Source organism: Sulfurimonas sp. HSL-3221, from assembly GCF_021044585.1.
Classification (GTDB): Bacteria; Campylobacterota; Campylobacteria; order Campylobacterales; family Sulfurimonadaceae; genus Thiomicrolovo; species Thiomicrolovo sulfuroxydans.
The window spans coordinates 2262050-2285199 of record NZ_CP087998.1 but is presented as its reverse complement, the minus strand read 5'-3'; the positions used below and the strand labels follow the sequence as shown (position 1 = coordinate 2285199).

The following is a 23150-nucleotide window of genomic DNA, read 5'->3' as shown; positions in this document are numbered from 1 at the left end:
ATTGGCCTTGAGCGCTCTTTGTAAGCCATCCCGGAGGCATAAAGCCGGGAGGGATGAGCGATTCGCGAAAGGCCGCTTTTTGTGCTACTTTTTCTAAAAAAGTGGCAAAGAGATAGGCCCCTCATTCTTTTCTTTTTCATAAGAAAAGAACCAAAAGAAAATCGTCGTTGCGCGAATCGCACGCTGCTCCCGGCTTTATGCCTCCGCAGCGGCTTTCAAGGCACGCTTAACGACAGGTTGCCTATTGATTTATGCGCTTCGGAAACCGAAGCTGTTATGCTTTGTCGCGACAAAGCGCGTTCAATTTCGACCTTTGGTCTTGAGAGGAAGGAATGGTTGCTGCACTTGGCACCTATGCTATGATTCATCAAAAAATAAAGGACATATGATGTTGGAAGTCGGAACTGTTGCACCGGATTTTTGCCTGGAGAACCAGGACGAGGTGGAGATCTGTTCGCGCGATCTCAAAGGGAAATGGATCGTGCTCTACTTCTACCCCAAGGACAATACGCCCGGGTGTACGACCGAAGCGTGCGATTTTACCGAGCAGCTGCCGGAATTCCAGGGGCTCAAGGCGGCCATTTTCGGCGTCAGCGCCGACTCCCCGAAGGTCCACCGCGGCTTTATCGAGAAGCAGTCGTTGAAGATCACCCTGCTCAGCGACCCGGAGCATGCGATGATGGAAGATTACGGCGTCTGGGCCATGAAGAAGAACTACGGCAAAGAGTATATGGGCATCGTCCGCACGACCTACATCATTGACCCGGAGGGCAAAGTCGCCGCGGCATGGGGGAACGTCAAAGTACGCCAGAAGCGTTCAAAGCAGGGAGTTAAATACGAGATCGTACATGTCGAAGAGGTAAAAAAGAAGCTGGCGGAATTGCAGAACGGCTAAAGGGTTTTTCCGTCGGTGAAGTAAAACGTTACGAGGCACCGCCCGAAGGGGAGGTGCTTAGTAGCGGTAGCGCAGGTAGAAGCGGATGTCCTGTGCTTTGTCGACGGTCGCGCTTGCCAGTCCCGGATTGGTGGCGGCGAGATCGTCGATCTTATACGGCGTACCCGTCGTAGAGCCGAAGAATCCGTTGGAACCGGTGTACTCGTAATCGATGTACGTATAACGGATCTGGAAGCTGAAGACATCCTCGATCAGGTAGTCCGTGTAGTACGCTTCGTAAGCACTACCGCGCGTCGCGACTTTGGAACCGATGTTCGTATCCTCGGCGTAGGTGATAGAACGCCAGTACTTGTCGCCGTGGTTGTATTCGAAGCCGATACGGCCCATATCGGTGAACAGCGTCGGGATCTGGAGACCGACCCAGTAAGACGAACCGGTTTTGCTCTCTTTCGAACCGAGCATCCCCTGATCGGCCGCACCCTTTTTCGGATCGGTGATACTCACGGCACCGCTGGCGAAGAAGATCGTATCGTCGAGGAAATCGCTCCAGCCGTTGCCGATACCGTTGATCATGAAATTCGCCGTGACCGCGTGCATATTCCCAACATCCTGCATATTATGGAAGACGTATCCGCTCGGCGTCGGGGTGACGGAAGCGTCGATGAGGTGGGCGGCATAGTAGTATTGTGCGCCGAGGCTGTACTGGCCGTCATCGTAAGGAACGAAGATCAGGCCGCCGAGGTCGATGTCCGGAAGGTCGGCGTCATTCTTGGCGTAGGGAGCGGCGATACCAAGGGTATTGTTGCTATCCATATTGATTGTAAAGAACTTCGCGTTGGCATTCGTGCCGCCGCGTCCGGCGCAGAACTTGATGTACATCCCGTCGATGCCGGTGAGATCTTCAAAGCTGAACTTGGAGCTCATCCCGTCAAATTCGACGTTGATGTTGTGCCCCATCGGCGAAGCGGGACGGTCGTCGTCACGCAGATTGATCAGGTGGCCGTTGGTGGAGGGTCGGCGGCCGATGCTGAAGGTCCAGGGGATCTCCGCACCGAGGAAGGTGTCGTTGCGGTAGAAGAAGTATGCAGAACGGACGCGGACAACGTCGTCATAGGCGTTTTCGTTCGTGATCCAGTCGAAGGTCTCGAAGCCCGGGTAGCCCCCATTGAACCCACTGCGGTATCCGTAGGCCTTGTTATAGGCGAGCTGGGCCGTAAAACTCATATTTTCCGTCGCCAGCCACTCCATGTTGAGCCAGAGGCGGTTGGTGAGAAAGGCGTCATTGCTCTGGGTGTCGTCACCGTCGAAGGCCATCGTATCGGGATTGTAGGCGTTCCCGGCCATCTTGTAGTTCAGATTGTCGACGGCCGTACGGAAATCGACCCCGAACTTGAGGTGGCTTCCGGAGGTGTTGCGGTTGATCGTGCTGACCTGCTCTTCAAGGTCGGTCAGACGCTCATCGGTCTCATCCACCTCCTCTTCACTGCCTTCTTCATCGTCTTCAGTGGCTGCCGTTTCATCGGCTTTGGCGTCTTTCATGGCGGAAAGCTGTTCCTGAAGGGCCTCGATCTGCGCCTCCATCGCCTCCATGCGGTCGGTCGTTTCATCGGCCTGGAGACCGATGCTGAGTATGGCCGCGGCGGCAACGGAAAGGATCAACTGTTTTTTCATTTTAACTCCTTGTACCTGTGTCTGTTTTTCCGGACAACTAATCCTAAACATAAGAAAAACAAATTAATCACAAAGGTATTACACAGCCTACCAGAAGTAATATAAATAGAAATTGAAATTAACAGCTGCAAAGGGGAGGTGGAGCCGTTATTGCTTAACACTTTCTTAAGGCTATGTAAGGTAAAATTCCGCGATTTTCTCCATGCGTTCTGACCGAACTGCCGGGGAACAAGATCTCAGGTGCCAAACCCAAAAACCGGTGCAGCCTTTTCTGAAAAAATAGAGCAGGACTGCCGGGGGCATTGAAGCGAACCGGTATTTTTTAATTTAATCGTGCCTCGGAGGCACGATGCAGAAAGGACCATAATTATGGTAACTATGAAAGACCTTCTCGAGTGCGGTGTCCACTTCGGCCACCAAACACGCCGCTGGAACCCGAAAATGAAAAAATACATCTTCGGTGTTCGCAAAAACATTTACATCATCGACCTGCAGAAGACGCTGCGCTACTTCCGCAACACGTATCAGATTGTTGTTGATGCAACTGCCGAAGGCAAGACGATCATGTTCGTCGGTACGAAAAAACAGGCACGCGTTGCCGTCAAAGAAGCGGCAGAGAGCTGTGGTATGCCTTACGTTGACAACCGCTGGCTCGGCGGTATGCTGACCAACTTCCCGACGATCCAGAAATCCCTTCGCAAGCTTGAGGTGATCGAGCAGATGCAAGAGAGCGGCCAGATCAACCTGCTGACGAAAAAAGAAGCGCTGATGATGGCTCGTACGAAAGAGAAGCTCGAGTCTTACCTCGGCGGTATCCGCGATATGAAAAAACTGCCGGATATGATGTTCGTCGTTGACGCCGTCAAAGAGCACATCGCCGTTAAAGAAGCACGCAACCTCGGTATCCCAGTTATCGCACCGCTCGATACGAACTGTGATCCGGACCTGATCGACTTCCCGATCCCGGGCAACGACGACGCTATCCGCTCGATCCAGCTTTTCTGTAAAGAGATGGCAGCAGCGGTCAACGAAGGTAAAGCGATGATAGCCGACAACGCGGAAGCGGAAGGCGAAGAGGTCGAAGCGGCTGCAGAAGCTGCGGAAGAAACAGCAGAAGAAACAACGACAGAGGAAGCATAAGCATGGCAGCAATTTCAGCAGCAATGGTAAAAGAGCTGCGTCAGGCGACTGACGCACCGATGATGGACTGTAAAAAGGCGCTCACCGAGTCAAACGGCGACATGGAAAAAGCCAAAGAGTGGCTGCGTGAACGCGGGATTGCTCAGGCCGCTAAAAAAGCGGACCGCGTTGCTGCTGAAGGCTCTGTTGGTCTGAAGATCTCTGCAGACAACAAGCGTGCGACACTGATCGAGGTTAACTCCGAGACAGACTTCGTTGCGAAAAACGAAGGCTTCCAGAACCTCGTTTCTACTACGGTAGAGCAGGCGTTCACGACAGAAGCGGACAGTGCGGAAGCGCTGCGCGAAACCGAGTACGAAGGCAAAGCGTTCAGCGTCTACTTCGACGAAGCGGTCGCGAAGATCGGCGAGAAGATCGAACTTCGCCGCATCGCGGCACTGAGCGGAAACGAAAACGTCGCGGTCAACGGCTATGTTCACTCCAACACGCGCATCGGCGTTATCGTTGCGATCGAGTGTGACTCCGCGAAAACGGCTGACGCCATGGTCGCCGTCGCAAAGCAGGTCGCCATGCACGCATCCGCGATGAAACCGACGACGCTGAGCTACAAAGATTTCGACGCGGCGTATGTCGAGGCGGAAACAAAAGGCCGCATCGAAGCGATCAAGAAAGAGAACGAAGAGCTCGCGCGTCTGAAAAAGCCGCTCAAAAACGTGCCGGAGTACATCTCCATGTCTCAACTGACAGAGGATGTCCTGGCCGCTGCGGAAACGAAGATGAAAGAGGAACTGATCGCCGAAGGCAAGCCTGAGAAGATCATCCCGAACATCCTGCCGGGTAAACTCGCGCGCTACATCGAGGATAACACGACGCTTGACAAAGAGCAGTGCCTCCTGGATCAGAACTATGTTCTTGATGACAAGAAAACGGTTGCAGCTGCAGTCGCCGAAGCGGCAAAAGCTGCCGGCGGCAGTGCTGAAGTCGTCGCATTCATCCGTCTCGAAGTCGGCGAAGGCATCGAGAAGAAACAAGACGATTTCGCTGCCGAAGTCGCTGCACAGATGGCGTAAGCCCTCTGCTGCCCCTTTCCGGGTGACACTGTCGCCCGTTTTTCTCCCATTACCCCAAAACTAACCCAGAACTAACGCAAAACGCACTATCATTGCATTCATGAAACTGCTAGAAGCCAGCGGCATTGCCCACCATTTCGATTACCCGCTTTTTTCCGGTGTGGATCTCTCCATCGAGAGCCATGAGTCCGTTGCCATCATCGGGGTCAGCGGCAGCGGAAAATCAACCCTGCTTCATATCCTTTCGACCCTGCTCACTCCCGACAGCGGCAGCGTGACGCTGATGGGCGAACCGATGGAGGGGCTCTCCAATCGCGGTTTGGTGGAGCTGCGCCGGAAGCAGCTTGGGATCATATTCCAGTCGCACTATCTCTTCAAAGGGTTTACGGGTGCGGAGAATCTCGAGGTCGCATCCATCCTCTCGAACGAGCCGGTCGAGCCGGAGCTGCTGCGGGCCCTCAAGATCGAACATGTTGTGGGCCAGAAGGTGACGGAACTTTCCGGCGGCCAGCAGCAGCGCCTCTCCGTCGCCCGGGTGCTGACGAAAAAACCGCGCCTGATCTATGCGGACGAGCCGACGGGGAACCTGGACCTGGAGACGGCCTGCGAAGTGATGGACCTTTTTGACAGCTATATCGCGAAACACGACGCCGGGCTCCTGCTTGTCACCCACGAACTGCAGCTGGCGGACCGCTGCCAGCGGGTATACAAGCTCGACGAGCATCAGTTGGTCCGGGTGAAATAGCGCCTCAACGCTTGAAGTACCCTCTGCACTCCTGCTGCAGCAACCGCACCGTTTCATTGAACGCCTTGCGCTCTTTGCAGACCATCAGACCCGAAGCGCTTCGGAGCGTCTCGGTCTCGAGTGTGCCGCTGACCATGCAGCCTGTTTCGGATGTACGGAGGAGGCTGAAGGTCATGACCGTTCCGGGGGGCAGCAGACAGGCGTGAAGCGAACGGTACATCGCCCACCGGGATGCGGTCTCCCGCGAGGAGGTGATGAGCGTCACATTCCTATCGTTTTCGAGCGCTTGGCGGAGGGCCTGGCGGAGATAGGAGTCATCAAGGCGCTCTGTCATGAGGAGCAACGGGGTGTTGCCGCTGCGAATCATCACCCCGAGGGTGTGCCGGGCATCCTGCCAGCGGTGCGGAAGCAAAAGCGCGTTGTCGGCAAAGAGGGCCGTGAGGATCAGGCCGGCGATCAGGAGGGGTTTCATTCGAATTCGGATGCTTTTTTGTTACAATGTTAACACACTTTTACGGGTATTTTCATACCGCATTCAAGGGACGTTATGACCATCGCGCTGTTCAACACCACTCCCATTGTCGCTAAATTGGTCGAACGTCTGGCACAAAAACGCGGGGATACCCTGTTGCTTCCGGGTACCGCCGGCGGGCAGCGGGCGGACGTCGCCATCGTCGATGACAGTGTCGCCGCGAGTTACGATGCGGCGGCCGCGAAAACGCAGGGACACTATGCCATTTTCATCGGCTCGCGCTTCGACGCCATGCCCCAGGGGTATGACGCGGCGCTGGGGAAACCGTTCCTGCCCGAAGAGCTAGCGCGGGCCCTTGATGTTGCGGAGATGGCCGTCAGCGCGCTGGTCGAACGCAGCGACGTTTTCGATGCCGACGAAGCGGCGGAAGCGTGGGAGGAGGAGTCGGCGGCACCGCTCTTTGACAGTGCGGAGATCGATGAGCTCAAAGAGCTGCTCGATGCCGTGGAAAGTGACGAGGCCGAAGGGCCGACGTACGGCGATCAGATCGAAGCGGCGATGGAGCACATCGACCGGCGGGAGTGGGAACAGCCGATCGAGGAGGTGCTCTATGACGCCGATGCACCGGAACGTGCGCCGGAAGAGACGGATTTCAGCGACATCGACCTGCATGCGCGGGGTGTTGAAGCCCTGCAGGATCTAATGGCGATCCTCAGCGACGAATCGGTCGCACAGGCGCTCAAGGCGATGGGTGTGCGCATTGATATTTCATTCGGGGAGAAGGCATGAACAAAAACGGCGGAGCGATCCTGGTCCTGTCGGGCCCAAGCGGTGCGGGGAAGAGTTCTCTGATCAAAAAAGTGGCCGAGGCGATCGGACCCTACTACTTCTCGATCTCGACAACGACACGACCGATGCGCGAGGGGGAAGTGGACGGTGTGCATTACCACTTCGTCGACGAGGAGAGCTTCAAGCGCGACATCGAGGAGGAGAACTTCCTGGAGTACGCCGTCGTCCACGGCAACTACTACGGCACTTCGCTCAAGCCCGTCAAGGCGGCCCTCGCCGAGGGGAAGCTGGTCATCTTCGACATTGACGTCCAGGGGCACGATGCCGTTCAAAACCGCATGGGCGACATTACGACTTCCGCGTTCATCACGACCCCGACGCTGAGCGAACTCGAACAGCGTCTGCGGGCGCGGGCAACCGATGCGGCGGAAGTGATCGAACGCCGGATCGATATGGCCAAACGCGAGGTCCAGCGTATGAGCGAGTACGACTACATCATCATCAACGACGACCTCGACGAGGCGGCGGAGGTGCTTGTCTCCGTTGCCAGGGCCGCCCGCTTGAAAGTCCCGACCCTCAAGATCAACGCATTCGTACAGGCGTGGGAAGCGCACTAGCGCCCCTCCGCCGCCGTAAACGCTTTTACTAACCAATATCCCTGCATTTTTTCGCTATTATTACATTTCCAAAAAAACCACCTAAGGAATTACTATGGGTATGCCAAGCGGAACTGAACTGCTGTTGATTTTCGGGATCATCGTCCTGCTCTTCGGTGCGAAAAAAATTCCGGATCTTGCCAAGGGTATCGGCAAGGGAATCAAGAACTTCAAGAATGAGATGAAAGACGAACCGGAAGAGGTTGCAAGCAACGAGGCCCCCAAAAAAGTCGAGGGCGGTGACGCAACGGCAGCTTCCGAAGCACCCAAAGAATCCGAAAAACAGGCGTAATTGATTTGAAACAGCGTGTATCGGCGCTTCTCAAAGCGCAATTTGAGCGCGAGGTCGTGCTCGAAAAGCCCAAAGACCGTTCCTTCGGGCACTACGCCACCCCCATTGCCTTCTCGCTGGCCAAAGAGCTGCGCAAATCACCGATGGTGATCGCCGACGAACTGGCATCCTCCTTCGGCGAACATGCGATGTTCTCCGCGGTCGAAGCGACAAAGGGGTACATCAACTTCCGCCTTTCCGAAGCCTTTATGGACGAATACGCCGGATGGGCGCTTTCCAACCCTGAACAGTTCGGCCATGCCGACCGCGAAGGCAAGATCCTGCTCGAGTTCGTCAGCGCGAACCCGACGGGACCGCTGCACATCGGCCACGCCCGCGGCGCGGTCTATGGGGACACACTTCTGCGCCTCGGACGCCGCCTGGGCTACGACATCACGGCCGAGTACTACGTCAACGACGCCGGGAACCAGATCGACCTGCTGGGCCTTTCCTTGCAACTCGAAGGGCAGCACAGCGTCCTCAACATGGAAGTCGAGTGGCCGGAGAAGTACTACCGCGGCGAATACATGACGATCCTGGCCGAAGAAGCACTGACTGCGTTCGGCAGCGACATCCTCACCAACGCCGACCGGCAGAAAGAGCTTGCGCTCTGGGCAAAGGACAAGGTGATGGATCTCATCGTCTCCGACCTGGGCGATGCGAACATCCACTTTGACACCTTTGTCAGCGAGGCGTCGCTCTACGACGACTGGGACCGTGTTATGAAGAAGCTGGGCGAGGGAGTCTACGAGGGCGAAGAGAAGCTTTGGCTCCGCTCGACGGAGCACGGGGACGAGAAAGACCGCGTCGTCGTGCGCGAAGACGGCCGCCCGACCTACCTGGCCGGCGACATCGTCTACCACAACCGCAAGTTCGAGCAGGGGTTTGACCACTACATCAACATCTGGGGCGCGGACCACCACGGCTACATCGCCCGCGTCAAAGCGGCGGCGCGCTTCCTGGGCTACGATCCGGAGAAGCTGGAGATCCTGCTGTCGCAGATGGTCAGCCTGCTCAAAGACGGCGAGCCGTACAAGATGAGCAAGCGGGCCGGCAACGTCATTTTGATGAGCGACATCGTCGAGGAGATCGGCGCGGACGCCCTGCGCTTCATCTTTGCGAGCAAGAAGAGCGACACGGCCCTGGAATTCGATGTCGAAACCCTCAAGAAGCAGGACAACTCAAACCCGGTCTATTACATTAACTACGCCCATGCGCGGATCCAGACGATCCTCTCCAAAAGCGAGTTGAGCGAAGAACAGATCATGGCGGCGGAGCTCACAGGCCTCAACGCCGATGCCGACGCGCTGCTCTTCGAGGCGCTGCTGCTGCCGGAAGTGATCGAGGATGCCTTTGCGTCACGCCAGGTGCAGAAGCTGCCCGAGTACCTCAAGTCCCTCGCGGCACGGCTGCACAAGTTCTACTACGACTATCGCGTACTGGGGACCGAGGAAGAGGCGAAACTGCTCAAGCTGTTCCTGATGGTCGCCCTCTCCATCCGTACGGGCCTCTCCCTGATGGGGATCACAGCCAAAGACCGGATGGTCGCCGACGAGAAATAAGCCTCAGGCTTATTTCGCATTTCCACCTATTTAGGTAACAGCAATCCCCAAGTACACCATCCTAAAACCCATTATTTTCTGCCACTTTTTTAGAAAAAGTAGCGCAAAAAGCGGCCTCTCACGAATCGCTCATCCCTCCCGGCTTTATGCCTCCGGGATGGCTTTCAAGGAGCGTTCGAGGCCAATTTCCAATTTTATTAAATGCGCTTCGACGTGTCGAAGCTCTTTTTTTTATATTAGCTTCGGTCCTCGAAGCGCATAAATCAATAGGCGACCTGTCGTTAAGCGTGCCTTGAAAGCCGCTGCGGAGGCCCAAAGCCGGGAGCAGCGAGCGATTCGCGCAACGACGATTTTCTTTGGTTTCGTTTCTTTGTAAAAAGAAAGGAAAAGGAAAAATGTTCATGCCACTTTTTTAGAAAAAGTAGCGCAAAAAGCGGCCTTTCGCGAATCCGCTCATCCCTCCCGGCTTTATGCCTCCGGGATGGCTTACAAAGAGCGCTCAAGTCCAGTTCCTGATTTCATTTAATGCGCTTCGACGTGTCGAAGCTCTTATTAGACATAATGCAGATTACGCTGACGCTGGCGGGTTGACACCGTCGGGCAGCAGCCGGGGGCTTTTGATCCGCACCCGCTTATTTCTTCCCAGCTCTCCCGACTCTATTGTTACGTCCCCCTTGGCGACCTTGCACATTTTCGCCAGCAGTGCTATGATGTGTTTATTGGCCTTGCCGTCCACGGGCGGGGCGGTGATGCGCAGTTTGCGCTCCTCGCCCATGATTTCGGCCAGTTCGTTCGAACTCGCTTTGGGCTGGATACGCAATTGCAGAATGAGATCGTCGTTATCGAAGGTGTACCACATAACGGCATTATAGCGCGTAGCAATTCGTAGTCCACTCTATGTGCTACATGCTGCAAAGGGCTGCCTATGAAACTTTTTTTCCTGATCGTCCCCATGCTGCTCTTTGCCGCGACACGACAGGAGTGTGCCCGGATGGTCGAAGCCTTCGCCCCGGTTGGAAAGGCGTATGACGCGGTGATAGAGGCCGAGATACCCTCTCCGGCAAGCGAAAAGGTGATACGGCAGTTCCGGAGCGAGGGCGGGAAGATCTATAAGCGCTGCAAAGACAGAATGAGCACGACGCTGTGGTATATGCTTGGCAAGAAGATCAGCTCCGATAAGACGGACATCGCCTCATTCCACCTGGAAAACGTTGCGGAACTGACACGCTACGCCATTACCCACCCGCCGGTCGTGACCGAGGTGCGCTGCGGCACGATTCAGCAGGGTATCCACCCTTTGCCGAGGTGAACGTCATGAAAAGAGCCATCCTTCTCCTGATGTTTCTCCCGCTGCTGCTGGGCGCGGTGTCGTGCGAAAAACTTGAAAGCGATTTTACCACTCTCGACAAGCAGTACCGCGCCGCGAAACGTATCGAATCTCCGACGTCGCGCTACGACTACTACTACCGCTACATTGCCAAAGGAGGAGAACTGATGGCCTGGTGCCGCAACGATCCGCGCAATTACAGCTATACGGAAATTGTGCGGAAGCTCCGCGCGGCGGATCGGGAACGCAGCGGATTGCGCCAGAGGGTTATCGAAGAGCAGTGGCGTGTCAACAACGTCCAGCCCGTTGTCAAGATCATCTACAAAGAGTGCGTCTACCAGTATTGAAAGCTCCGTTCGATACAATATCGTTCTTCATTTCTTTCCGATACGTCCTCATCGCTTAACAGGATAAAGCAGGGCCCTCCTAAGGCCTAGCTCGAGGTTCGAGTCCTCGTGGGGACACCACCGACTTTTCGTGACCAATACCGACAGATATTGTTTAAAAAATAAGCTATATGTGTACGCTGATAGCGTAAAAATTTGTTAGTATTTTGTAACACTAAACCACCAGTTAATGCACTATTTATATGAGAAAAGGTAGAATCCGAAGATTTTATAGAGAGCAGCGATGCGAATACGAGTGCGTATTTACAGACAGCTGCCTAGATGATGAAAGTGCATATTACTGCTATTTCCTGGAGTGGTTCCTGCACAAGGGTAGAGTGCCTCTGCAATCAAAATAACACCCATAGATTCATAAGGAAGGATAAACATAGATGCTAGATGAGAAACGCCTGACACACCTCAAACAGCTTGAGGCCGAATCGGTGCACATTTTGCGCGAAGTCGCCGCAGCCTTTTCAAACCCGGTGATGATGTATTCAGTCGGGAAGGACTCCTCGGTCATGCTGCATCTGGCGATGAAAGCTTTTGCCCCGGGCAAAGTACCTTTTCCAATGTTGCATGTCGATACCCAGTGGAAGTTCGGCGAGATGATCGAATTCCGCGACCGCCGTGCCAAGGAGTTGGGATTCGACCTGGTCGTGCATTCGAACCCCGAGGGGGAGCGTATGAATATCTCGCCCTTCGAACACGGCAGCAAGGTGCATACGGACATTATGAAGACGGAGGGCCTGAAGCAGGCGCTTAACATGGGCGGATACGATGCCGTCATCGGCGGGGCGCGCCGGGACGAGGAGAAATCGCGGGCCAAAGAGCGCATCTTCTCCTTCCGCGACAAGCAGCACCGCTGGGACCCGAAAAACCAGCGTCCGGAGCTGTGGAACGTCTATAACACGGCGATCCAGAAGGGCGAAAGCGTCCGGGTCTTCCCGATTTCCAACTGGACGGAGCTGGATATCTGGCAGTACATCTACCTTGAGCAGATCCCCATCCCGTCACTCTATTTCGCCAAGGAGCGCCCGGTCGTCGAGTACGAAGGGACCAAGATCATGGTCGATGACGAACGGGTGCCTGAAGAGCTGAAGGCCAAGGCGAAGAACGAGATGGTCCGTTTCCGGACACTGGGCTGCTACCCGCTGACGGGAGCAATCAACTCTTCGGCCGCAACCCTGCCGGAGATCATCAAAGAGATGCTGCTTTCCAAAAGCAGTGAACGCGAAGGCCGTCTGATCGACAAGGATCAGGAAGGGGCAATGGAGAAGAAAAAAATCGAGGGGTACTTTTAATGGCGCATACACCGGCAGAAAACATCGAAGCTTATCTTAAGGAGCATGAGAACAAGGATATGCTCCGTTTTTTGACCTGCGGGAGTGTCGATGACGGAAAAAGCACCCTGATCGGGCGCCTGCTTTACGATTCGAAAATGATCTTCGAAGATCAGCTCGCCGCCGCGGAGAGCGAAAGCAAAAAGTATGGCACGACCGGCGAGAAGATCGATATGGCGCTGCTCGTCGACGGGCTGCAGAGCGAACGTGAGCAGGGGATCACCATCGACGTCGCCTACCGCTTTTTTGCGACGGACAAACGCAAGTACATCATTGCCGACACCCCGGGCCACGAGCAGTACACGCGCAACATGGTCACCGGCGCCTCGACGGCGGACGTCGCCATCATCCTCATCGATGCGCGCAAGGGGATCCTGACCCAGACGCGACGCCACACCTACATTGTCAACCTGCTGGGGATCCGTCACATTGTCGTGGCGGTGAACAAAATGGACCTTGTCGACTTTTCCGAAGAGCGCTTTGAGGAGATCAAGCTCTCCTATGAGAAAGAGGTGCTCGACCAGCTGCCGATGCACGGTGCCGCACGTCCGGAGACGATCTATATTCCGATGAGTGCCCTGGACGGCGACAACGTTGTCGACAAGAGTGACCGTATGCCGTGGTTCCAAGAGAAACCGCTGCTCGAACTGCTCGACACCATCGACTACCGCAATGCCGAACAAATTGCCGGGGACAAGGCCTCGTTCCGCTTCCCGGTGCAGTACGTCAACCGCCCGAACCTCGATTTCCGCGGCTTCTGCGGGACCATCGCTTCGGGCAGTGTCCGCGTCGGTGACGCCATCACCGTTCTGCCTTCGGGCAAGACAACGACCGTCAAAAGCATTATCAACTCCGGGGACGTCACCGAGGCAGACCGTCATGCAACGGCGGCTGCAGCCTATGCCCCGATGGCCGTGACGATTACGACGGAGGATGAGGTCGACATCAGCCGCGGGGACATGCTGGTACATACGGATGACGTTCCCCGCGTCTCCAATGCACTGAAAGTGATGCTCGTCTGGATGGACGAGACGCCGATGCAGCCGGAGCAGAGCTATTACATCAAGCGGGCGACGTCAGACGCGACCGGGCGCTTTGAAGACATCAACTACAAGATCGATGTTAACACTTACGCGCGCGAACAGGTCGATACGCTGGCGCTCAATGATATCGCCTCGTGCAAGCTGGTGCTAAACCGTCCCATCGCGGCGGACCACTACAGCGACAACCGTCAGACCGGCAGTTTTATCGTGGTTGACCGCGTGACGAACAATACCGTCGGGGCGGGGATGATTGTCGACGTCGCCGCGCGGGAGCATGAGAAAGTCGCGTCGGTACGTGAATATACCGAGGCCGAAAAGGCGCTCAATGCCTACATCCGTGAACACTTCCCCGAGTGGGGTGCCCGTGACGTTTCCGTATTTGAGAAAAATTAAGTAATACGCCATGAGTGTCATGCTGGTACTGTTTTCGCTTGGAGGGTTGATCGTGCTGCTCATCCGCGGCACCATCCGTCCGGGCGTGCTCTTTTTCGGTCTGTTGATGCTCTATTACCTTACCGGGCTTATCGAGACCAAAGCGATGCTGCACAACTTTGTCAATCCGTCGCTGATCGTGTTGGTACTGCTGATCGTCATTTCAAGCGTCATTGAGCGCACGGCCGTCGTGGAGTGGCTGTCGCATGCCGTCTTCTCGCGGAACCGTTTCGCGTCGATGCTGCGATTGACGGGCCTGACATCGCTTTTTTCCGCTTTTCTGAACAATACGGCCGTTGTCGCATCGATGATGAGCATGGTCAAAAACAACAAACACGTTGCCCCCTCCAAAGCGATGATCCCGCTCTCGTATGCGGCGATCTTCGGCGGGACGATGACGCTCATCGGCACGTCGACCAATCTGATCGTCAACGGCTTCGTCGTCGATGCGGGACTGACACCGCTGTCTCTGTTTGACTTTATCTATGTCGGACTCCCGCTGGCCGTGGCCGGGGGGCTATTCTTGAGCCTATTCGGTTCAAAGCTGCTGCCGACCTATGCCACAAAGGGGCGTACCCAGGAGGAACGCTATTTTCTGGAGGCGCGGGTCGGCTCCGATTCGCCGCTTGCCGGAAAGACGATCCAGGAGAACGGTCTTCGCAGCATGGAACAGCTCTTTTTGGCGGAAGTTATGCGCGGGGAGCGTCTGATCTCTCCCGTCACGCCGCGGGAGGTGCTGCAGGCGGGGGACGTCCTGATCTTTACGGGCAATATGCGCGACGTTCAAGAGCTGAACCGTTTCAAGGGGCTGGCTATTTTCGACAACAAGCGCTGTCCTCTGCAGGATAACCTGACGGAGGTCGTCGTTTCCCACGAATCGGCGCTGGTGGGCCACACCATCAAGACGGCGGAGTTTCGGACGAAGTTCGATGCGGCGGTCGTCGCGGTGCGGCGCGGGAGCGAAAAGCTCTCCGGCAAGCTGGGCAATATTGAGCTGCAGGCGGGGGATACCCTCTTGCTGACGGCGGGAGAGGACTTCTCCAAGCGCGAGAACCTGAAAAAGAATTTCTATTTTGTATCGAACCTCTCGCTTAACCAAAAGTTTGATACGAAAACGAGCCTGCTCATTCTGGGCCTTTTCCTCGGCGCCATCGTCTTAAGCGCGACGGGTGTGCTCCCCTTTTTGAAAGGTCTTTTTGTCTTGCTGGGGCTCTTCATCATTCTCAAGTTTTTGTCGCTGCGCGATGTAAAATTGACGTTCCCCTTCGAACTGGTACTGATCATCGGTTCGGCGCTGGGAATCGCCCAGGTGCTTATGAACAGCGGCGTCGCGGACATGCTGGGCAACGGGATTAAAGAGGCGACGGGGAGCATGGGAATATACGGCACCTTCGCCGCCGTCTACCTGATGACGTTCCTGCTGACCGAGATCATCACGAACAACGCCGCCGCGGCCCTCAGCTTCCCCGTCGCCTATGCAACGGCAACGGCGCTGGGCGCCGACCCTATGCCCTTTATCATGGCGGTCGCCTACGGCGCAAGTGCCAGCTTTATGAGCCCCTACGGGTACCAGACGAACCTGATGGTCTACGGTCCCGGCGGGTATAAGTTTGCGGATTTTGTCAGAATCGGATTGCCGGTTTCGGTGCTCTACAGCGCGCTTGTGCTGGCACTGGTACCGATATTTTTTCCGTTTGAAGGGTAGGGGGTAGTTAGGTGTTTGGTTGTAGGTACTTGGTTGTAGGGAAGGTGACAGGAAATGGGTAATTTTCAGGAACTGGATGTATGGAAAAGAGCGAAGAACTTGAGTGTTGATATCTACCGTTTGACCTTGAGTCCTGCTTTTGAAAAAGACTATGGACTAAAAGATCAGATCAGGCGCGCTGCGGTTTCCGTGCCCTCAAATATTGCAGAAGGTGATGAACGCGAAACCAACAAGGAGGCTGTTCGTTTTTTCTATATAGCGAATGGTTCATTAGCAGAAGTGAAAACACAGCTAATCATTGCGTATGAACTCAGCTATCTCGAGGCAGATCTATATACGAAAAGATTGGAAGAGTGTCATACACTTTCGAAAATGTTGAAACAACTAATTAAACATAGGAAACTCCATGTCTAAAAGTACCCAAAACCCAGGACCTAACACCCGACATCTGAACATTGTTTGGCATGATCACCATGTTACGATGAACGAGCGCGCGGCACTCAAAGAGCAGAAGCCCTGTGTGCTGTGGTTCACAGGACTGAGCGGATCGGGTAAAAGTACGATTGCCAATGCCGTCGAGGCGAAACTGCTGGAGATGGGCAAACACACCTACCTGCTCGACGGGGATAACATCCGCCACGGTTTGAACAAAGGGCTCGGTTTTTCCGATGAAGACCGCGTCGAGAACATCCGCCGCATCGGCGAAGTGGTGAAACTTTTTGTCGACGCAGGCGAGATCGTGCTGACAGCGTTTATCTCGCCCTTTCGAAGCGACCGGGAGCAGGTACGTTCCCTTGTCGGGGCGGGGGAGTTTATCGAAGTCTTTATCGATACGCCGCTGGCCGTCTGCGAAACCAGGGACCCGAAGGGGCTCTATAAAAAAGCCCGGGCCGGAGAGATCCCCAACTTTACGGGTATCGACTCTCCCTATGAAGCGCCGCAAACGCCGGAAGTGCATATCCGCAATGACAATATCCCCGTCGAAGAGGCCGCGATGCAGGTCATTGACTATCTTGAAACCAAAGGACACCTGAATGCTTGAAAAGATCGAACTTGATGCCGTTGTCGCCATCGCCCAGAAGGCGGGAGACGCCATTATGGACGTTTACGAAAAGGATTTCGGCGTTGAATACAAAGACGACAAATCGCCGCTGACCGAAGCGGACACGCTCTCCAACGAGATTATCTGCAGCGCCTTGACCGCGCTTTATCCGCAGATCCCTTTGATGTCGGAAGAGAACAAGGAGGTGCCTTTCGAGGAGCGTAAAGGGTGGGAGTACTACTGGTGCATCGACCCCATTGACGGCACGAAAGAGTTTATCAAGAAGAACGGTGAGTTCACCGTCAATATCGCGCTCATCCACAAAGACAGCCCGGTCCTCGGCGTTGTCTACGCCCCGGCCTTGGGCGATATGTACAAGGCGAAAAAGGGGGAGGGTGCGTTTAAAAACGGCCAGAGCCTGCCGCTGAAACACAACCTGACCCCGGAGATGTACCTCAATGTCGTTGCGAGCAAGTCGCATCTCTCGGAAGAGACCCAGGCGTTTATCGATACGCTGGCCAAAACGACGGAGGAGATCCACCAGGTCTCCAAGGGAAGCTCGCTCAAACTCTGTATGGTTGCCGAGGGCGAGGCCGACGTCTACCCGCGTCTTGCCCCGACAATGGAATGGGACACGGCCGCGGCGGATGCCGTCGTGCGTGAAAGCGGGAAGATGACCTATCAGTACCAGCCAGACGCTGAAGCAGAAGTGCCGATGGTCTACAACAAAGAGAACCTACTTAACCCCTGGTTTGTTGTACAAAATCAAAAGTAAATTCAGTAATAAAGGAGATAAAATGAAAAAAGTTGCATTAATTACAGGTATTACAGGGCAGGACGGCTCTTATCTGGCGGAGTTTCTGCTGAAAAAAGGGTACATTGTCCACGGTATCAAGCGCCGCAGCTCGCTCTTTAACACGGACCGGATCGACCACCTCTACCAGGATCCACACGTGGAGAACCGTGATTTTATTCTGCACTACGGCGAGATGACGGATTCTATGAACCTTACGCGCATTATTCAGGAGGTCCAGCCTGATGAGATCTACAACCTCGCCGCGATGAGCCACGTTGCCGTCAGTTTCGAAGAGCCGGAATACGTTGCTAATGCCGACGGTACGGGAACGCTGCGCATCCTTGAAGCCGTAAGATTGCTCGGGCTGACGGAAAAGACAAAGATTTACCAAGCATCCACGTCTGAGCTCTACGGGAAGGTCCAGGAGACACCGCAGAGTGAGACGACGCCGTTCTATCCGCGCAGCCCCTACGCTGTCGCAAAGATGTACGCCTACTGGATCACCGTCAACTACCGCGAAGCCTATGGCATGTTCGCCTGCAACGGGATCCTCTTCAACCACGAATCGCCGGTGCGGGGCGAGACTTTCGTCACCCGCAAGATCACCCGTGCCGCTTCGAAGATTATCTTGGGACTGCAGGACAAGCTCTATCTCGGAAACCTCGACGCTAAGCGCGACTGGGGGCATGCCAAGGACTATGTCAGAATGATGTGGATGATCTTGCAGGCCGACGAGCCCGAAGACTGGGTTATCGCAACAGGGCAGACGACAACCGTACGCGATTTCGTCCGGATGGCGTTCAGCTACTGTGGAATCGAGCTGGAGTTTAGAGGCGAAGGCGTCGATGAAAAAGGCTACATCAAAGCCTGTACAAACCCTGAGTACCAGGTGGAAGTGGGACGGGAAGTTGTCGCCGTCGATCCGCGCTATTTCCGCCCGACGGAAGTCGACCTTCTGCTGGGCGACCCAACCAAGGCCGAGCAGAAGCTGGGGTGGAACCGGGAGTACAAACTTGAAGAGCTTGTGCATGACATGATGGCGTCGGATCTGAAACTGATGACGAAGGACCAGTACCTCAAAAAGGGTGGTTACTCTATCATGAATTACTTTGAGTAACGAAACGATGAAGAAGGATGCAAAGATATACGTCGCCGGGCACCGGGGACTGGTGGGTAGCGCTATTGTCAAAAATCTTGAAGCCAAGGGGTACACGAACCTGCTGATGCGTACCCACGCAGAGCTGGATCTGACTGACCAGCAACAGGTGGCAGCATTCTTCGCGGCGGAAAAACCGAAGTATGTTTTCCTCGCCGCAGCAAAAGTAGGCGGCATTGTTGCGAACAATACCTACCGTGCTGAATTCATATACGAGAACCTACAGATTCAGAACAACGTTATCCATCAGAGCTACCTCAATGGAGTAAAGAAGCTGATGTTCCTCGGTAGCACCTGTATCTATCCTAAAAATGCCCCCCAGCCCATGCCGGAGGATTGCCTGCTGACCGATACGCTGGAGTACACGAACGAACCCTACGCCATCGCCAAGATTGCCGGGATCAAAATGTGCGAAAGCTACAACCTGCAGTATGGCACCAATTACATCTCAGTCATGCCGACGAACCTATATGGCCCAAATGATAACTTCGACCTGGAGAAGTCACACGTTCTACCCGCGCTGATTCGCAAGATCCATTGCGCGAAACTCCTCAACGAGGGCCGCGATGATGAGCTCGTCAAAGACCTTGGAGTGGATAATATTGATGAGGCGAAAGCTTATCTCGCCCGCTACGGCGTGGATGGGGATCACGTGGAGATATGGGGAACCGGGAAGCCGATGCGTGAGTTCCTATGGAGTGAAGATATGGCTGATGCCTGCGTCTTTCTAATGGAAAACAGGGATTTCAAAGACACCTACACTCTAGCAAAAGGTGTAAACACGACCTGCACGCCGAACGCGACGAAAAGCCCGGAGATCCGTAATACCCACATTAATATTGGGACAGGTGAGGATGTCTCCATAAAGGAATTGGCAGAAACGATCAAAAAGATCGTGGGCTTTAAGGGGGAACTCTATTTCAACAGTGAAAAACCGGATGGTACGATGAAGAAGCTAACGGATGTCAGCAAATTACATGCACTTGGATGGAGGCATTCGGTCGAGCTTGGTGAGGGAATCAAGATGATTTATGAATGGTATATAGGTTCTGGAAGATAAACTTGATAAAAAAACTCAACGATAAGCTGTCCAGGGATAGACATTTAGGTGAATTGCTAAAAGGGAGTATAGTCACATTCTTTTTGAAAGTACTTGGAGTCGGTTTTGGTTACGTACTCACCTTACTTATCGCAAGACTTTTTGGTGCGGATAATTTAGGGCTCTATACTATTTCAATAACATTTTTAAATATCCTCGTGTTATTGGGAGTCTTCGGATTTGACAACGCACTTGTAAAGTTTATTGCAGGCTTTAATGCACGCAGAGACATGCAGAAAACAAAAGAGGTGTTTCAAAAGGCCTATGCAATTAGTATCCCCATTTCGTTATTTTTATCAGCTATTTTATTTGTGTTAGCAGAGAAGATTTCACTAAGGCTATTCAACAATGAGCAACTCACAATTTTCTTGCAAATAACAAGTATAGGGATTGTTCCTTTTGTATTATTAAAAATCAATTCTGCTTTTTTCCGCGGATTGAAAATGATCCTCCAATATTCGTTATTCGAAAATGTTCTTATCTCTCTTTTGGCTGTGTTGATAATGCTATTTCTTGTCATGTGGAATAAATCACCGGAAATGATTATTGGTGCGTACGTGTGTGCCTTGTTCATTGTATATTTACTTAGTTACCGAAAAACATACAATATACTTTCTAGAATAGGGACACATAGGCACACTTTAACTTACAGGCAATTACTTGACGTGTCCTTTCCAATGCTGCTTGCATCTTCCGTAGTGTTGATCATGACCTGGACAGACATAATTATGTTGGGTGTTTTTAAAAGTGAGGAAGATGTTGGCATATACAGTGTAGTTGTGAAACTTGCAGGATTGACGAGTATCACTTTAATGGCAGTGAATTCGATTGCTGCTCCAAAGTTTTCTGAATGTTTTCAAAATAATGATCTTCAAGGTTTAAAGCATATAGCGCAAAAATCTACAAAATTACTTTTTTTTGCAACGATTCCCTTAATCCTAATTTTGACTATGTTTTCGGAGTTTTTTTTGAGTCTGTTTGGGGAAAAATTTTTGATAGGAAAAGTTGCACTAATAATGTTACTCATCGGTAGTACAGTAAACGCATTGAGTGGATCTGTAGGATTAATAATGCAAATGACTGGCAATCAAAAGCAATATCAAAATGTTATCATTTTTGCAACAATAGTCAATATAATACTCAATTATTATTTTATACCAATCTTTGATATTAATGGAGCAGCTTTTGCAAGTATGATTAGCATGATAATATGGAATATCTCACTTGTATATTTGATTAAGAAAAAATTTGGTTTTTTGACATTATTTGTTCCATTACTTAAAAAGGAATTATAAATGAAAGCGCCAATATTTTTGTTCTCATTACCTCGGGCTGGCTCTACATTATTGCAAAGAGTGCTGATGGCACATAGTGAGATAGCGAGTGCTGCCGAACCATGGATATTACTACCCTATGTTTATGCCTTAAAAAATCAAGGTGTATTGAGTGAATACGGTCATAGACATGCATCAAATGCTATAAATGATTTTATAAAAGTTTTGCCGCAAGGTCAAAAAAGTTACAACAAAGCATTGTCTAATTTTATAAGTGATCTATATTCATTGCAATGCAATAACAACGAAAAGTATTTCCTCGATAAAACGCCACGTTATTATTATATTATAGATGAAATAGTAGATCTTTTTCCGGATGCAAAATTTATTTTTTTATTTAGGAATCCTCTTAATGTTATGAGTTCTGTTATTAATACGTGGAGTGGAGGAAACCTGAAGAGACTCTACTACTATGAAGATGATTTAACAGTAGGCCTAACAAAGCTATCTTATGCATATGAGAAATATAAAGATAAATCTATCGCTATCAACTATGAATCATTTGTGGTAGACCCTTTGCAGGCTACAAAAAGTATTTGTGATTATTTAGAGATAGAATTTCAATCTTCAATGCTTGAGAATTTTTCAAAACAACGAATACAAGGGAGAATGGGTGATCCTACAGGTGTAATAAAATATACAAGTATAAGCGATGATTCATTGGATATGTGGAAGGACACATTTTACAATAGATATAGAAAAAAAATGATCAGTGGTTACATAGGAAGGTTGGAAGATAAAATACTTATTTCCCAAGGTTACAATAAAAACAATTTAGTAAAAGAAATAAACAGTCACAAAGTAAATATGAACAATACTTTTAAAGATGTTGTTGATCATTTATATTCCAAGATCGTAAAAGCTACAAAAGCCAATATTTTTTTTAGAAAAGCAATAAACGTATGGTCAAAAGATAAGTACCTGTCATGACTAGTTATAAAATAAAACGCAAAAATATTGTGAATTATATTTTGGTTGCATTATTAATCATATGCTCTGGCTTTTTAAGTATCTCAAATAATAGTATTTTTTTGATTAGTACTTTCATCATTTCAGGAATTTATTTTATCTATTATAAAAGGGCTTTCCATCAAGATTTTCTAGTAATCATGGGCACGTTGTTAATCCTATATTTAATACAAACATTGCAGTTTCAATTTATTTCTTTAAACACTATTTTTGGAGTATTTATTAGGATTTCGATAGCTTTCTTTGTATTGTCTGTAGTTGGAAAAGAGTTTATAGACGTTTACCTTAAATTGATGGCTACAATAGTAATTGTGAGTTTAATATTCTACATACCACTAAATATTGTTCCAGGTCTGGATGTTTTTTTAATAGAGCATTTTTCTTTAGGTGAATTTAGTAGCAGTTATTTAGATGTTAAGCATACAATCGGAATTTACACTGTATACCAAACAGCAGAGCTACATAGAAATCCTGGCCCTTTTTGGGAACCAGGTGCTTTTGCGGGTTATATAATTATTGCTTTGATATTTAATTTAGTTAAAACTAAGAGTTTCAAGAATAAATATTCTATATTATTGTCAGTTGGATTATTTAGTACATTGTCGTCTACGGGTTATATTGCTTTTGGAATTCTCATCATGTCATACATCGCGTTTATAAATAGAAATATAAAATACAAGTATTTTGCACTAATTTTAGTTGTGCCATCATTCATTTATTTTTTCCTCTCTTCTAGTTTCTTGTACGACAAAATTGAAGAACAAATTGTATATGCCATGCAGACAGATACTCGTTTTAGTGAGAATACACAAAGGTTTATTAATGTGCTGAGGGATTTTCATGACATTCAGGGGTATGAATTTTTTGGAAGAGGTCCTAATGAAAATACACGTTTCGATATTGATAATAATATCATTATTCGTACCAATGGCTTTACAGACATGTTAGTAGAATATGGGATTTTTTTCATACTTCTACTTTATATGATGTTTTATAAATCATTTTCAAATCTGTTTAGATCACATGGTATAAAAAACTCTTTATATGTGTTTGCCAATCTATTTGTCATTACAATATTGCTTCAAACAGAGATCTACTTTGATTTTGCTTTACTGTGGAGTACTCTTTTTTTTAGGGCTGTATATCCCACAAAATTATTACATGCAACAACATGAGGAGAAGGTTAT

At 51.3% G+C, this 23150-nt stretch carries 24 protein-coding genes and 1 tRNA gene; 22 read left to right on the top strand and 3 right to left on the bottom strand.

What is annotated here, in order from left to right; genetic code table 11:
* The first annotated feature begins 388 nt into the window (after positions 1-388).
* On the top strand, positions 389-895 hold the full coding sequence (locus LOH54_RS11635) for a peroxiredoxin (protein WP_231019252.1): 507 nt from the start codon (positions 389-391) through the stop codon (positions 893-895).
* Positions 896-952: 57 nt separating this feature from the next.
* Here the strand turns inward: LOH54_RS11635 and LOH54_RS11630 are convergent, their stop codons facing one another.
* Positions 953-2566 (bottom strand): DUF3373 family protein, encoded by a 1614-nt coding sequence (locus LOH54_RS11630; RefSeq protein ID WP_231019251.1) that lies wholly within the window; start codon positions 2564-2566, stop codon positions 953-955.
* Positions 2567-2935: 369 nt separating this feature from the next.
* Here LOH54_RS11630 and rpsB point away from each other — a divergent pair, with 369 nt between their 5' ends.
* The 3 genes from rpsB to LOH54_RS11615 all read left to right on the top strand — a co-directional run bounded on the left by rpsB (position 2936) and on the right by LOH54_RS11615 (position 5521).
* Complete coding sequence (rpsB, locus tag LOH54_RS11625) at positions 2936-3706, top strand: 30S ribosomal protein S2 (RefSeq protein WP_231019250.1); 771 nt, start codon at positions 2936-2938, stop codon at positions 3704-3706.
* A 2-nt stretch (positions 3707-3708) separates the two neighbouring features.
* Positions 3709-4776: a translation elongation factor Ts gene (tsf, locus tag LOH54_RS11620; RefSeq protein WP_231019249.1), complete on the top strand. Its 1068-nt coding sequence runs from the start codon at positions 3709-3711 to the stop codon at positions 4774-4776.
* Between the two features lie 100 nt (positions 4777-4876).
* Entirely contained in the window at positions 4877-5521 is a 645-nt protein-coding gene (locus tag LOH54_RS11615; RefSeq protein WP_231019248.1) for an ABC transporter ATP-binding protein, read from the top strand.
* 4 nt (positions 5522-5525) lie between these two features.
* Here LOH54_RS11615 and LOH54_RS11610 read toward each other — a convergent pair whose 3' ends face one another.
* On the bottom strand, positions 5526-5993 hold the full coding sequence (locus LOH54_RS11610) for a hypothetical protein (protein ID WP_231019247.1): 468 nt from the start codon (positions 5991-5993) through the stop codon (positions 5526-5528).
* A gap of 75 nt (positions 5994-6068) precedes the next feature.
* On the opposite strand from LOH54_RS11610, the gene LOH54_RS11605 reads away from it, so the two are divergent.
* The 4 genes from LOH54_RS11605 to argS all read left to right on the top strand — a co-directional run bounded on the left by LOH54_RS11605 (position 6069) and on the right by argS (position 9331).
* The gene (locus LOH54_RS11605; protein ID WP_231019245.1) at positions 6069-6782 is read left to right on the top strand and encodes a hypothetical protein; all 714 of its coding nucleotides are present in this window, start codon (positions 6069-6071) and stop codon (positions 6780-6782) included.
* A complete protein-coding gene (gene gmk / locus LOH54_RS11600) occupies positions 6779-7399 on the top strand; it encodes a guanylate kinase (protein WP_231019244.1) in 621 nt (206 codons plus the stop codon). Before LOH54_RS11605 ends, gmk begins: the two co-directional genes overlap by 4 nt.
* Before the next feature lie 94 nt (positions 7400-7493).
* On the top strand, positions 7494-7730 hold the full coding sequence (locus tag LOH54_RS11595) for a Sec-independent protein translocase subunit TatA/TatB (RefSeq protein WP_231019243.1): 237 nt from the start codon (positions 7494-7496) through the stop codon (positions 7728-7730).
* A gap of 5 nt (positions 7731-7735) precedes the next feature.
* On the top strand, positions 7736-9331 hold the full coding sequence (argS, locus tag LOH54_RS11590) for an arginine--tRNA ligase (RefSeq protein ID WP_231019242.1): 1596 nt from the start codon (positions 7736-7738) through the stop codon (positions 9329-9331).
* A 568-nt stretch (positions 9332-9899) separates the two neighbouring features.
* On the opposite strand, the gene LOH54_RS11585 is transcribed toward argS, so the two are convergent.
* Entirely contained in the window at positions 9900-10190 is a 291-nt protein-coding gene (locus LOH54_RS11585) for a DUF167 family protein (RefSeq protein ID WP_231019241.1), read from the bottom strand.
* 66 nt (positions 10191-10256) lie between these two features.
* On the opposite strand from LOH54_RS11585, the gene LOH54_RS11580 reads away from it, so the two are divergent.
* The 14 genes from LOH54_RS11580 (at position 10257) to LOH54_RS11515 (ending at position 23138) form a co-directional block, all read left to right on the top strand.
* Positions 10257-10640 carry a hypothetical protein gene (locus tag LOH54_RS11580; protein WP_231019240.1) on the top strand — a complete coding sequence of 128 codons (384 nt, stop codon included), beginning with the start codon at positions 10257-10259 and terminating at the stop codon, positions 10638-10640.
* A gap of 5 nt (positions 10641-10645) precedes the next feature.
* Positions 10646-11005, top strand: coding sequence for a hypothetical protein (locus LOH54_RS11575; protein ID WP_231019239.1), 360 nt, complete (start codon positions 10646-10648; stop codon positions 11003-11005).
* 44 nt (positions 11006-11049) lie between these two features.
* Positions 11050-11125, top strand: a tRNA-Arg gene (locus tag LOH54_RS11570).
* A 311-nt stretch (positions 11126-11436) separates the two neighbouring features.
* Complete coding sequence (gene cysD / locus LOH54_RS11565) at positions 11437-12348, top strand: sulfate adenylyltransferase subunit CysD (protein ID WP_231019237.1); 912 nt, start codon at positions 11437-11439, stop codon at positions 12346-12348.
* On the top strand, positions 12348-13823 hold the full coding sequence (cysN, locus tag LOH54_RS11560; protein ID WP_231019236.1) for a sulfate adenylyltransferase subunit CysN: 1476 nt from the start codon (positions 12348-12350) through the stop codon (positions 13821-13823). Before cysD ends, cysN begins: the two co-directional genes overlap by 1 nt.
* 10 nt (positions 13824-13833) lie before the next feature.
* Positions 13834-15567, top strand: coding sequence for an SLC13 family permease (locus LOH54_RS11555; RefSeq protein ID WP_231019235.1), 1734 nt, complete (start codon positions 13834-13836; stop codon positions 15565-15567).
* A gap of 54 nt (positions 15568-15621) precedes the next feature.
* Entirely contained in the window at positions 15622-15981 is a 360-nt protein-coding gene (locus tag LOH54_RS11550; RefSeq protein WP_231019234.1) for a four helix bundle protein, read from the top strand.
* A gap of 67 nt (positions 15982-16048) precedes the next feature.
* The gene (gene cysC, locus LOH54_RS11545) at positions 16049-16609 is read left to right on the top strand and encodes an adenylyl-sulfate kinase (protein WP_438273281.1); all 561 of its coding nucleotides are present in this window, start codon (positions 16049-16051) and stop codon (positions 16607-16609) included.
* Positions 16602-17384, top strand: a complete 783-nt coding sequence (gene cysQ, locus LOH54_RS11540) for a 3'(2'),5'-bisphosphate nucleotidase CysQ (protein WP_231019232.1) — start codon at positions 16602-16604, stop codon at positions 17382-17384. Before cysC ends, cysQ begins: the two co-directional genes overlap by 8 nt.
* Positions 17385-17406: 22 nt before the next feature.
* Positions 17407-18522, top strand: a complete 1116-nt coding sequence (gmd, locus tag LOH54_RS11535) for a GDP-mannose 4,6-dehydratase (protein ID WP_231019231.1) — start codon at positions 17407-17409, stop codon at positions 18520-18522.
* 7 nt (positions 18523-18529) lie between these two features.
* Positions 18530-19621 carry a GDP-L-fucose synthase family protein gene (locus LOH54_RS11530; RefSeq protein WP_231021244.1) on the top strand — a complete coding sequence of 364 codons (1092 nt, stop codon included), beginning with the start codon at positions 18530-18532 and terminating at the stop codon, positions 19619-19621.
* Positions 19597-20955 (top strand): flippase, encoded by a 1359-nt coding sequence (locus tag LOH54_RS11525; protein ID WP_255707281.1) that lies wholly within the window; start codon positions 19597-19599, stop codon positions 20953-20955. The genes LOH54_RS11530 and LOH54_RS11525 overlap by 25 nt, the downstream gene beginning before the upstream one ends.
* On the top strand, positions 20956-21924 hold the full coding sequence (locus LOH54_RS11520) for a sulfotransferase family protein (RefSeq protein ID WP_231019229.1): 969 nt from the start codon (positions 20956-20958) through the stop codon (positions 21922-21924).
* A complete protein-coding gene (locus tag LOH54_RS11515; RefSeq protein ID WP_231019228.1) occupies positions 21921-23138 on the top strand; it encodes a hypothetical protein in 1218 nt (405 codons plus the stop codon). The genes LOH54_RS11520 and LOH54_RS11515 overlap by 4 nt, the downstream gene beginning before the upstream one ends.
* Positions 23139-23150: the final 12 nt, after the last annotated feature.